We start from the raw sequence: 11,737 nt of genomic DNA on the forward strand, positions 1-11,737 counted from the left end.
CGTGCAGGCACGTCGTGTCTTAGGGATTATAACCCTGGCATTATTACTCCACGTCTTGCAGAGCTGCGAAGTCTTCTTCGCCGGTACGAACCTTTACTACTTTGTCAACGTTGTATACGAAGATCTTGCCATCGCCGATATGTCCGGTGTACAGAGCCTTCTTGGCAGCATCGATGACTGCGCTTACGGGAATCTTGCTGACAATAACTTCTACCTTCACCTTAGGCAGCAGGGTCGCATCCATTTCAACACCACGATACATCTCGCCGGCACCCTTCTGTACGCCACAGCCCATGACCTGTGTCATGGTCATACCGGTTACACCCAGATCGTTCAGAGCCTTCTTCAGTACCTCGAACCGGGCAAGCTTTGCAATAACCACTACTTTGTAGATTCCGGTTGCAGGAATTGCTGCCGGAGCTGTCTCTACCTTTACTGCCGCTTCCTTCATGGCTGCGGAAGCTGTGTCATAATCACTTACGCCAAGGCTGGTATTTTCATTTACCTCCATGGTCATAGTGTTGGAAATATCCATAATGCTGAAGCCTGCATATGCGGAAGGAAGACCATGCTCACAGGAGTCCAGACCAACAATCTCTTCTTCCTCAGATACACGTAAGCCTACGGTAGCCTTGATGATCAGGAAAGCAATGGTAATAGTTACTGCAGTCCATGCCGCCACACTTACAAAACCTAACAGTTGCAAACCAAGCTGCCTGAAGCCACCGCCATAGAACAGGCCTACCACACTGTCATTGCCGGGTGCGGAAGTGGTTGCAAATAAACCGGTTGCGATAGTACCCCAGATACCATTCATGCAATGTACTGCAACAGCACCTACAGGGTCGTCAATATGAAGCTTATAATCCAGAAGCCATACACCAAATACTACCAGAAGTCCTGCTACTGCACCGATCACGATAGCACCGAAGCAATCCGTCACATCACAAGGAGCGGTAATCGCTACCAGACCTGCCAGAGATGCATTCAAACACATGGATACATCAGGTTTGCCATATTTGATCCAGGTAAATACCATACATACTACAGTTGCGATTGCGGGAGCTACGGTAGTGGTAAGGAATACAGAACCTAACTGCTCTACAGAAGTACAAGCAGCACCATTGAATCCGTACCAGCCAAGCCACAGGATAAATACACCAAGGCATCCAATCGGAAGGTTATGTCCGGGAAATGCATTTACTTTTACGATCTTACCACTCTTATCCTTATCAAACTTACCGATACGGGGTCCTAACAGTTTTGCTCCGATCAGTGCGGAAATACCACCTACCATGTGAATTGCACAGGAACCTGCGAAATCATGGAAGCCAAGCTGTGAAAGCCAGCCGCCGCCCCAGATCCAGTGAGCTTCAATGGGATAGATCAATGCGGAGATCACACCGGAATAAATACAATAGGATAAGAACTTGGTTCTCTCTGCCATAGCGCCGGATACGATGGTAGCTGTGGTAGCACAGAACACCAGATTAAATACAAAATTGGAATAATCAAAATTCTCATAGGCAGTAAAGATGTCCAGTCCCGGCTTGCCGATCAGACCTACTACATCTTCACCAAGTAACAATCCAAAGCCAATCAAAATAAATACTACAGTACCGATACAGAAATCCATCAGATTCTTCATCAGAATATTACCGGCATTTTTGGCTCTGGTAAATCCGGTCTCCACCATTGCGAATCCTGCCTGCATCCAGAACACCAGGGCCGCACCGATCAGAAACCAGACTGCAAATAATTGACCGTCTACTGCACTTAAGATTTCTTCTGTCATAACATTTTCCTCCTCACTCTTCGTGAAATATCTTCCACCATACTTCACCGGTGTAAAAAAATATGCGATACTATGGTCTCATCCTTCGAAGCCCCATTGCATCGCATCCTTAGGGTATAGCAGTTAAACTGTTTTCCACATACCCATACGCTATTTTTGTCCGGCCACGCGCGTTGTGATACTGTCGGACAATACCCGGGATATACATCCCGGTATGATTAGCGGTCGTCAAGTGACCATTCGTGCCAGCACGATGTTTACTTTCCTCGTCGCCATAACAAAAAGGGCGCTACAGTTTTATTCTGTAGCGCCTTTGCTATGTTGAGAGTATAGCACCGTGGTTTTAGAGTGTCAACATGTTTTTTATATTTTCTTTATATTTTTACAGTTCCATAAGAAGTCGCTCATAGCAAGTTCCTTCCCAGGTGACTTGATCCAGTTGGGAAAATCCCAGTCTTTCCGCAAGGTGCAGGGATATTTCGTTCTCTGGCATCACTAACATCTGCACTCGCTCAAATCCCAATTCTTCTTTCCCGTATTTTAATAATGCCTTGCATACTTCCGTGGCATACCCCTGCCGCTGCCACGGGACACCGATGACGAAGCCCAGCTCCGGATCCTCGTAACCCTCGCGGTTGGAGAATCCCGCTCTGCCGATCACCTGTCCGGTCATCCGGTCACAGATCGTCCAGACGCCGTAATTATAAAAATAATACATATTTTCCGTATAATCCTTCAGATAGGCCTCTTCTTTCGCCCGCTCCGGATAGAGTCCTTCTGTGTACTTCGTCACAGAAGGATCCGCATAAATCTCATAAAGGGCATCCAGATCCTCCGCACCGGTCTCCCGGATGAGACACCTCTCCGTGGTCAGAATCTCCCAGGGAATGCCCACGTATCTGCGATAGACCTTCTCCAGATAATCAAAATCCAGTTCACTGATATTTTCACAGGCATAACGGACACCGCTAAAATCCTGATCCCCGTTGTCCTCATGGAGCCAGACAAGCACCGGGCAGCCCTGCTCCAAGAGTTCCTGTGCACGTATACCGTTATCTACGATCCAGAGTTTTCCCTGCCCGCTTTCATACCCGGACATCATGCTATCCCGGACGCTTTTCTCTTCGAAGCACTCTTTTCCCGACCCGTTTCTTTGTTGGGAAAATTCTCTTTCCTGTCTCTGTCTGCGAATCGCATCCAGCAGGGCGTGCATCTGCGCACCATATTTTTTACTGTAGCTTTTTCGTTCCTCGTCCGATGCACCTTCCGGATATATTTCTATTGACACCTGCTTCAAAAAATCCATCTGCAGCAATTCTCCTCTTTACGTTTCCCCGGGAATCCATTACAATAATATTTATATTTTATGATGCCAGGGTCAAAAGGTCTAAGCCCACATGAGCTTGCTCATAGGTGGGTGAAAGACCTTAGGACCCGCTCCGATATGAGCATAAAAGTGGGATGATAATCCCACGATATGCGAATATTGGGTATAATTGTGAGAGTGCGTAGCACGAAGCAATTCGTAGGCATCAAAGTCGGGGGCTTTTGACCCCGACATCATTTTATTCTATTTCTGTCAAGAAAGAAAGGAAATTATTATGGCAAAGAATCCTATTGTTACTATTACCATGAAGGATGGCGGTGTGATCAAATGTGAGCTTTATCCCGAAGTTGCACCCGAATCCGTTAACAATTTCATCAGTCTGATCAACAAGCATTTTTACGATGGTCTGATCTTCCACCGTGTCATCCGCGGTTTCATGATCCAGGGCGGATGTCCCGATGGCACCGGCATGGGCGGCCCCGGCTACAGCATCAAGGGTGAGTTTGCTGCCAACGGTGTGACCAATGATCTGAAGCATACCGAAGGTGTTCTGTCCATGGCAAGAGCCATGCATCCCGATTCCGCAGGCAGCCAGTTCTTCATCATGCACAAGACCAGCCCTCATCTGGATGGCTCTTATGCCGCTTTCGGTAAAGTCATCGAGGGTATGGATGTGGTAAATAAGATTGCTGAGACCCGCACCGATTACAGCGATCGTCCCCTGGAGGATCAGGTAATGGAAAGCGTTACCGTAGATACTTTCGGCGAGACCTATCCCGAACCCAACAAGCTGGATCGATAAGATTTCAAGAAATAACCTCCGGAAGTCAGATGTTCTCTGATCTCCGGAGGTCTTTTTATGTCCATAGCTTTCATATCTATGGATCAGTATTCCACATTTTCACAGTTTTCAATAAAAATAGGATCTTGCACTTCGCCCTTCATGTCCTCAGTAATCTCATAGGAGAAATTCCGGAAATGGATATTTTCCGCATTGCGGGCATACAGCACTCTGAGAGAATCCTCCAGGATCACATTCCCCTCATTGGGACGCAGATCATGGCAATTCTTCGGCCAGTCCGTCTTCTTCTCCAGTTGGACATGAATACCGTCAAATGTGATATCCCGGATATTTTTCGAATCGTCACCGTAGATCAGGATGCCATTCTCTCCGACACAGTTGATATTCTGGAAACGGACATTCCGGATATATCCCACATTCGTCTGTGCATTTCTCTTCACCGCAGTGATGGTAATGGGTTCTGCCTCGCCCCACCAATGTACCTTGGAGAACAGGCGGGTATCGATATTCAGATTGGAGAATGTGACATTTTCTATACAGCCTTTATCACGTAACTGCAGGGAAATAGCACGGTTGGTGCGCTGGATACTACAGTTGGTCACGGAAATATTCCGGAAAGGTGCTTCACTCTCCGTGCCGAACTTGATAGCGGCACTGGTGGAGATCATGGTACAGTTATCCACTACAATATTTTCGCAGGGACCATATTCCATGGCAGCCGCCGTATTCTTAAATACAATACAGTCATCTGCGCATTCAATATGACAGTTGGAGATTCTCACATTGCTGCAGTGATCCGGATCAATGCCATCGCAGTTAGCCAGACGCAGATTATTGATAATACGGATTCCCTCAATCAATACTTCCTTACATCCCACCAGATGAGTGGTCCAGAATGCACTGCCGGTCAGGGTTACCTGCTGGATGGTCAGATGCCTTACATTTTCCAAGAACAGCAACGGTACTCTTGGATAAAAATATCCGTCAATATGCCATTTGGTCACTTTTCCATAGAATATCTCCTCGTTGCCGTCAATCTTGCCAAATCCGGTGATAGCCACATTCTCGGCATCCTTGCTGTATACAAAATTCAGCGTCGGTTTTCCATTGTAATCACAGGCATTGTAGGTCGGAGTGTCTACCTTGCTGATCTGTGGGGTTCCCACTTTCAACATATCGAAATCTTCCAGATGGTCACTGGCTTTCAGGACAGCCCCCATCTCCAGATGAAATTCTACATTTGATTTCAGAAAAATGGTTCCGCTCCGGAAGACATGTCCTCCCTGTAGCAGGACTTTACCGCCGCCAGCCTGGCTGCAGGCATCAATCGCCTTCTGGATGGCTGCAGCGTCATTCGTCACGCCATCACCTTTTGCACCGTATTCCAATACATCGTATATCATCTCTCTGCTCCTCTCTTAGCCCTTCAGGCCGGAAGTCGAAATTCCTTCTACCAGATATCTCTGCAGGCAGAAGAAGATCAATACTGCAGGCAGGATAGACAAGGTTGCCATAGCGAACATAGCACCGTAGTCGGAAGAAGAACTGGGGTCACAGAACATTTTCAGTGCCAGGCTGACAGGATATTTCTCTGTCTTGTTGACATACAATAATGCTCCAAGGAAATCATCCCATCTCCACATAAAGGAGAAGATACATCCGGTGATCATGGTAGGAACCATCAGCGGGAAGATGATCTTGGTGAAAATGGTATAATAGGAGCAGCCGTCAATCTTTGCTGCCTCATCCAGCTCTCTGGGAATGCCTTCAATAAAGTTTGTCATCATATAAACGAAGAAACCCTGAATAGCAAAGCAATAAGGCACGATCAGCGGCAGATTGGTTCCAACCCAGTTCAGCTTCTGATACCAGAGATACTGAGGGATCATCAGTACCTGTGCCGGCAGCATCATAGATGCCAGCATTGCTGCGAAGAGAAGCTTTCTGCCGGGGAATTTGCATCTGGCAAATCCATAGGCTACCACAGAGGAAGAAAGTACGGTTCCAATGGTGGCGGTAATGGAGATAAACAGGGAGTTCTTAAAGAAGGTGCCGAATCCTACTTTGGCAAAACCCTTCCAGCCGTTCACATAGTTCTGTAATGTGAACTTCTCCGGGATCAGACTGGTGGCCGTAGTGAAGATGGTGTTCGTATCCTTAAAGGAGCTCATTACCATCCATACCAGAGGGTAAATCATTACCAGTCCGAAAGCACATACTAAAACATGATATATAATATTACTGATTGTCTTTTTTCTTTTCATAATAACACCCACTTACGCATTGCGGCGTACCTTTCCGATTCTATAAACCGCCATCGTATACCCACAGTTTTTTGGTTGCAAACAGGATCCATGTAATAAATGCGATCAATGCCAACATGATCCATGCCAGTGCTGCGCCGTAGCCGGTACTTCCGAAGAGGAAGGACTGCTGGTACATGTATACCGTGTAAAACAGAGTAGAGTTCATGGGTTTACCCTGTGTGATGATCAGGCACTGTGTGAATGCCAGGAAGCCGTTGATCATCTGCATTACCAGGTTAAAATGGATCGTGGGGGTCAGAAGCTTCAGTGTGATCTTCCAGAACTGCTGCCATCCGTTGGCACCATCCACTCTTGCCGCTTCATAAAGGCTGACAGGAATCTGTTTCAATGCAGACAGGAAGATCAGCATGGAAGAACCGAACTGCCATACTGCCAGAATGATCAGAGTCCAGATTGCGGTTCTGGTATCTCCCAGCCAGGCTACCGGCTCTTTCATTCCGAACACCATCAAAAGTTTATTTACAAGTCCGTCTACCGCAAACAGTCTCTTCCAGAGGATTGCTACTGCTACAGATCCGCCGATGATGGAAGGCAGATAATACAGTGCACGGTAAACGCCTGTCATTTTCGTACTCTTAAATAAAAGCAGCGCAACGATCAATGCGAAGATCAGTCGTAACGGAACCGAAATGATGGCAAATTTGAAAGTTACCACCAACGACTGATAAAACGTTGCATCGGAAAACATTCTCTTAAAGTTCGCCCAGCCGGTAAATGTAGGGGGCTGTAAAATGTTGTAATCGCAGAAGGAATAGTACAGCGATATACACATGGGAATAATCATAAACGCCAGAAATCCAACGATAAATGGCATAGTACATACGATACCTGCAGCCTTTTCCGTATTCAGCTTCTGACGGATAGTCATATGCTTTGTTGTCTTCATAACGTTACCTCCGTTGCTGCAGCATTCATAGAAGCAGCCTTTTTTCAGAATGGGTACTGTGGGATCTTCCACAGTACCCATTTGGTCTTTCTAAAAATGTTGTAATACTTATACTGTGCTACTGCTTATGTAAGCCCTGGCAGCTTATCTGGACATGATCTGGTTGCCCATCTTGAACAGATCTTCTGCTGCCTCCTGTGCGGTCATCTGACCATAGAGGATCTTATCAACCAACTGGTTGTAGTAATCATATACTTCATTTGCTCCATCAGGGATCGCAGGGCTGATAGCGGAGCAGTTGGGAGTTACTACGTCATTTACATACTTGGTAACCACCTGTGCAGTCTCATCCTGCAGAGGAGCGATGGCGGATGCTACTACGGAAGAAGCAGGCACACCTCTCTCACCAAGAAGGATCTTGTTAGCATCTTCAGAGTTCAACAGATAGTTTACAACCTTAACAGCTTCTGCCTCATTCTCGCCGGCATCTCTGGATACTGCAAAGAACTGGCTGGGCTTTAAGAAGTTAGACTTCTGAGGGTTCTCGGAAGGCCATGTGGTGATACCGATCTCCATGCCTTCGGGAGCGGCCGCTACCATAGCGGACAGCTGGTTGGACCAGAAGAATCCGCACCAGGACTGGGTTGCTTCGGAAGAGAAGTATACCAGAGGACTCTGCTCTACAGAGTTGGAAGTCAGTTCAGCGTGAACATCTGCGCCGATGATCCATCCGTCCTTGACACCATCTTCATAAATCTGGAAGCCCGGTACCAGACTTGCTGCATCTGTTACATTGAGGGAATCCTCATTAAACAGCTTCACCACATCGTGAGAACGCATTGCATAGGGCAGATAGTTGTCACCTGCACTGTAAGGAAGATCAGTCTTAACACCGGACTTCTCATAAACCTCACGTGCCACTGCCTCGAACTCATCAATTGTCATGTTATCTTTTACAGTGATTCCCAGGCTATCCAGCAAGGTCTTGTTGTAGAACAGGGAAGGTGCATTCATTCCTGCACAGATTGCATATAACTTACCGTCAATGGAACCCGCATCCAGAATACTCTGAGATACATTAGATACATCCAGCGTACCATCTTCTACATAAGGTGTCAGGTCTACCAGCAGATCTGCTGCTACATACTGTGCCAGATAGGAATAGTCCATCTGCAGGCACTCGGGAAGGGAATTACCTGCTGCCAGGGTGGACAGTTTGGTCCAGTAATCATTCCACTCTGCAGGCTGTGTATCAAAGGTTACACCGGGATTCTGCTCAGAATACAGATCCAGGGCTGCCTGTGTACGTTCATTTCTGGTCTGGTTGCCCCACCAGGTGAATGTCATGGATACATTTCCAGCTGCTGCACTTCCGCTGTTGTCAGCAGTCGTGGTTGCGGTATTACCGCTGTCGGTGGAAGCAGTAGCTGCGGGTTCATTGGAAGAACCACATGCAGTCAGTCCGACGATCATGGCGGATGCCATTAACAGGGATAAAACTCTCTTTTTCATTAATATAACCCTCCTTTTGGTATCGAAAGGTAAATCCGCTATGGATTTACTTCTTTTTGATGTTCTAATTATAACAGTTCTTATTTTTTCCAGGAATATACTTTTCCGTCTATTTGCACCAAAAAACCGATATCATTGTTGAAAACATGTGCATGTTGTGTATATAATCAATAAAGAACTGATGGAGGCTTGTATATCATGTCATTTTTTAATAAGAATATCTCGAGAAAAATAGCAAATCAGAAGTTAGAAACCAAGTTACTGCTCTCTACCATAGGGATTGACCTTCTCTTTCTGTTCTTTTTCCTGGTAGCTGCCTTTTCCATTATTACATCGCGTTATCATAAGCTGCTGTATCAGTCCATGCAGTCTTCCTCGTCGTTAGTCTCCTATGAATTTACTAACCGGCTGGAGGATCTGGTGACCATGACCAATATCGTCCGTTCAGATTCTACCGTCCAATCAACACTGGATGAAATCTACCAGCCCCAGGAAGACTATGCTGTACATTATTACTCTGATATTTATTCTGCTTTACAGAAACACTACCTGGAATACCGCCAGCCCTACCTGAAAATGGCTGCAATTTCCTGCCCAAGATTCATCACTTATACCAATGAAAATATTGCCTGTCGGCCGGATGCGGATCTGACTAAAGAACTGATAGCTCTGGCAGAGGCCGGGGAAGGCTCCCCAGTATGGGTAACTTCCCATGCGGAAGACCACGGTATATTTCTTGTCCGGGAGATCAAAAAGATCAAGAACTTACGACTGGATAATCTCGGAACATTGATCATCAATGTAAATCTGGGAGATCTGGTAACGGAAATGTCCAAGATCAGCAATGAATATAAGGGTTCCTACTGGATCATCTATGAGAAAGACCAGCTGCTGTTCTCTTCTCCGGAATTGGATACAGAGGAAGTACAGAAAATCAATGATAAAATCAAAAGTTATGCTGTTGTCACCCTGAATGGCAGAAAATATTTTGCCATCCGCGGTACCATGGACATCAACGAATGGAATTATCTGCATCTGATCTCTTATGACGAAGTGGCAAAATCCCAGCAGATGACCGCATTTCTATATGTACTGATGCTTTCCTGCGGTTTCCTGTGTTCCATTCTGATGGTTCACGTAATCGTACGCAAGATCACCAGGCATTTTGATCTGCTGCTCTATCGCATGCAGCAATTCGGTGAAGATTCCACCGTACTGGCACCGGTTCCCTACGATTACACCGATCGAACCGATGAAATCGGTATCCTACACCGGCAATTTACCCATATGGCGGAACGGATCCAGACATTGGTGGTCGAGAATTATCGTCAACAGCTTCTGACCAAAGATGCACAGTTAAAAAGCCTGGAATCCCAGATGAATCCGCATTTTCTGTATAACACGCTGGATGCCATCAACTGGCGGGCCAAGGCCATCGGAGAGCCGGAAATATCACAGATTGCAGACTCCCTGGGTCATTTTCTGCGGATGACGCTGAACAAAAAAGAACGCTTTACGTTGAAGCAGGAACTTGATATTATACATTATTATATGACTATACAGCAGCTTCGTTTTGACAACCGTCTGAATTTTACGGAAAGCATTCCGGATGCTTGTCTGGATGCACAGGTTCCCAAGCTTTCCATTCAGCCGTTGTTGGAAAATGCCGTACACTATGCGCTGGAGCAGATCACGGATGAATGTATCATCAATCTCACCTGTGTGTATTCCCAGGGGCTGATGCAGATTTATGTGAAAAACAGCGGATCTGAATTCCCCGATGATTTATTGGAGAATCTCCGGACACATAAGATCCGGGAACAGGGTCTGGGCATTGCGTTGTTAAATATTGAAGAACGCATCCAGCTGATGTTCGGCCAGCAATACGGGCTGCACTTCTATAACGAAAATGATTTTGCTGTAGTAAAAATGGAGATACCTTATGTTAAAGATGATTATCGTGGATGATGAGAAGATCATACGTGAAACGATCCATTCCCTGATCGACTGGAATTCTCTGGGAATTGATGTGGCTGCTGTCTGCAAAGACGGTATTGAAGCCTTTGACTGTATTCTGGATGAATATCCGGATATCGTCATGACCGATATTAAGATGCCCGGCTTATCCGGACTGGATCTGATTGAAAAGGTTCGTGCTGCCCAGTTGAACACAGAGTTTATCATCCTCTCAGGATATGGTGAATTTGAATTTGCCCGGACCGCCATGCGCTATGGCGTGAAGCATTATCTGCTAAAACCTTCCAATGAAACAGAAATCACACAGGTTATTATGTCCTGTGTTGAAACCTGTAAAAGCAAAAGTGCTTCCCGGGTGGATTCCCTGCTGACCCAACTGTTCTTCACTGATACGCCTCCGGAAAAACTTTTGCAAAGGAAATTTTTCACTGAATTATCCGGGGAACAGGATGTGGATCTGGCCAAGACCCAGATGATCCGTCTGGTAATGGAGGCCTCCAAGAAGGAATATTACCCGCTCAGCAAACTGCAGACCACAGACAGTCTCATGGCAGTCAACGTCTGTGTCACCATGAATGACCTGATTCCATCTGCGGAGCAGATCATGACCTCGATCTTCTCTGTGGAACCGCAGCACAAATACACAGACTGTGTGGAAAAGGTCATAAAGTACATCGGAGAGCATCTGAGTGACAGCAACCTTTCACTGAAATGGATCTCGGAAAATTATCTTTTTATGAATCCGGATTATGTCAGCAAAATGTTCGTCAAACAGACTGGCAGCAAATTTTCCGCCTATGTAACAGAGCTCCGCATTCAGGAGGCGAAAAAACTTTTACTGGAGCACTCAGAAGAATCTCCCTATGCGGTAGCGGAAATGGTCGGTTTCGGCAATAATCCCCAGTATTTCAGCCAGATCTTTAAGAAATATACGAGGCTGTCACCGAAGGATTATGTGAAGTCAATGCTGGAACCGTAAGACCGCAGCTATTCAGAACCCCATTCGCAAAATCGCATCTACGATGCTTTCCTTTTGCTCATGTGGTTACTTCGTCAAATAAATATGTTCCACTGTTCTTACGAATACAAGTATTCGACGTACAGTGGAACA

Annotated in this window: 9 protein-coding genes; 3 read left to right on the forward strand and 6 right to left on the reverse strand. The window is 46.1% G+C overall.

The features are described 5' to 3' along the window. Positions 1 to 43: 43 nt before the first annotated feature. Positions 44 to 1,795 carry an ammonium transporter gene (locus ACLTOH_RS04100; protein ID WP_118668593.1) on the reverse strand — a complete coding sequence of 584 codons (1,752 nt, stop codon included), beginning with the start codon at positions 1,793 to 1,795 and terminating at the stop codon, positions 44 to 46. 382 nt (positions 1,796 to 2,177) lie between these two features. Beyond that, positions 2,178 to 3,101, reverse strand: coding sequence for a GNAT family N-acetyltransferase (locus ACLTOH_RS04105; protein WP_262594512.1), 924 nt, complete (start codon positions 3,099 to 3,101; stop codon positions 2,178 to 2,180). Positions 3,102 to 3,396: 295 nt separating this feature from the next. On the opposite strand from ACLTOH_RS04105, the gene ACLTOH_RS04110 reads away from it, so the two are divergent. Next, positions 3,397 to 3,924 (forward strand): peptidylprolyl isomerase, encoded by a 528-nt coding sequence (locus ACLTOH_RS04110; protein WP_227063973.1) that lies wholly within the window; start codon positions 3,397 to 3,399, stop codon positions 3,922 to 3,924. A gap of 83 nt (positions 3,925 to 4,007) precedes the next feature. Here the strand turns inward: ACLTOH_RS04110 and ACLTOH_RS04115 are convergent, their stop codons facing one another. The 4 genes from ACLTOH_RS04115 to ACLTOH_RS04130 all read right to left on the reverse strand — a co-directional run bounded on the left by ACLTOH_RS04115 (position 4,008) and on the right by ACLTOH_RS04130 (position 8,649). Then, a complete protein-coding gene (locus ACLTOH_RS04115; RefSeq protein ID WP_022313099.1) occupies positions 4,008 to 5,327 on the reverse strand; it encodes a glycoside hydrolase family 28 protein in 1,320 nt (439 codons plus the stop codon). 15 nt (positions 5,328 to 5,342) lie between these two features. Continuing rightward, positions 5,343 to 6,188, reverse strand: coding sequence for a carbohydrate ABC transporter permease (locus tag ACLTOH_RS04120; RefSeq protein WP_117465130.1), 846 nt, complete (start codon positions 6,186 to 6,188; stop codon positions 5,343 to 5,345). Positions 6,189 to 6,228: 40 nt separating this feature from the next. After that, positions 6,229 to 7,137: a carbohydrate ABC transporter permease gene (locus ACLTOH_RS04125; RefSeq protein WP_022313101.1), complete on the reverse strand. Its 909-nt coding sequence runs from the start codon at positions 7,135 to 7,137 to the stop codon at positions 6,229 to 6,231. A 144-nt stretch (positions 7,138 to 7,281) separates the two neighbouring features. Then, positions 7,282 to 8,649: an ABC transporter substrate-binding protein gene (locus tag ACLTOH_RS04130; RefSeq protein WP_412223436.1), complete on the reverse strand. Its 1,368-nt coding sequence runs from the start codon at positions 8,647 to 8,649 to the stop codon at positions 7,282 to 7,284. A gap of 198 nt (positions 8,650 to 8,847) precedes the next feature. Here ACLTOH_RS04130 and ACLTOH_RS04135 point away from each other — a divergent pair, with 198 nt between their 5' ends. Together ACLTOH_RS04135 and ACLTOH_RS04140 are read left to right on the forward strand one after the other, a co-directional pair. Beyond that, entirely contained in the window at positions 8,848 to 10,617 is a 1,770-nt protein-coding gene (locus tag ACLTOH_RS04135) for a histidine kinase (protein ID WP_337417767.1), read from the forward strand. Beyond that, positions 10,592 to 11,605 (forward strand): response regulator transcription factor, encoded by a 1,014-nt coding sequence (locus ACLTOH_RS04140; RefSeq protein WP_412223438.1) that lies wholly within the window; start codon positions 10,592 to 10,594, stop codon positions 11,603 to 11,605. The genes ACLTOH_RS04135 and ACLTOH_RS04140 overlap by 26 nt, the downstream gene beginning before the upstream one ends. Positions 11,606 to 11,737 lie beyond the last annotated feature (132 nt).

The sequence above is a fragment of the Waltera sp. genome (assembly GCF_046969025.1).
Lineage (GTDB): Bacteria > Bacillota > Clostridia > Lachnospirales > Lachnospiraceae > Acetatifactor > Acetatifactor acetigignens.

Excerpts from the sequence above, each read along its gene's own strand:
- ACLTOH_RS04100 (WP_118668593.1), bottom strand. The coding sequence starts at position 1,795 with ATGACAGAAGAAATCTTAAGTGCAGTAGACGGTCAATTATTTGCAGTC.
- ACLTOH_RS04105 (WP_262594512.1), bottom strand. The coding sequence starts at position 3,101 with ATGGATTTTTTGAAGCAGGTGTCAATAGAAATATATCCGGAAGGTGCA.
- ACLTOH_RS04110 (WP_227063973.1), top strand. The coding sequence starts at position 3,397 with ATGGCAAAGAATCCTATTGTTACTATTACCATGAAGGATGGCGGTGTG.
- ACLTOH_RS04115 (WP_022313099.1), bottom strand. The coding sequence starts at position 5,327 with ATGATATACGATGTATTGGAATACGGTGCAAAAGGTGATGGCGTGACG.
- ACLTOH_RS04120 (WP_117465130.1), bottom strand. The coding sequence starts at position 6,188 with ATGAAAAGAAAAAAGACAATCAGTAATATTATATATCATGTTTTAGTA.
- ACLTOH_RS04125 (WP_022313101.1), bottom strand. The coding sequence starts at position 7,137 with ATGAAGACAACAAAGCATATGACTATCCGTCAGAAGCTGAATACGGAA.
- ACLTOH_RS04130 (WP_412223436.1), bottom strand. The coding sequence starts at position 8,649 with ATGAAAAAGAGAGTTTTATCCCTGTTAATGGCATCCGCCATGATCGTC.
- ACLTOH_RS04135 (WP_337417767.1), top strand. The coding sequence starts at position 8,848 with ATGTCATTTTTTAATAAGAATATCTCGAGAAAAATAGCAAATCAGAAG.
- ACLTOH_RS04140 (WP_412223438.1), top strand. The coding sequence starts at position 10,592 with ATGTTAAAGATGATTATCGTGGATGATGAGAAGATCATACGTGAAACG.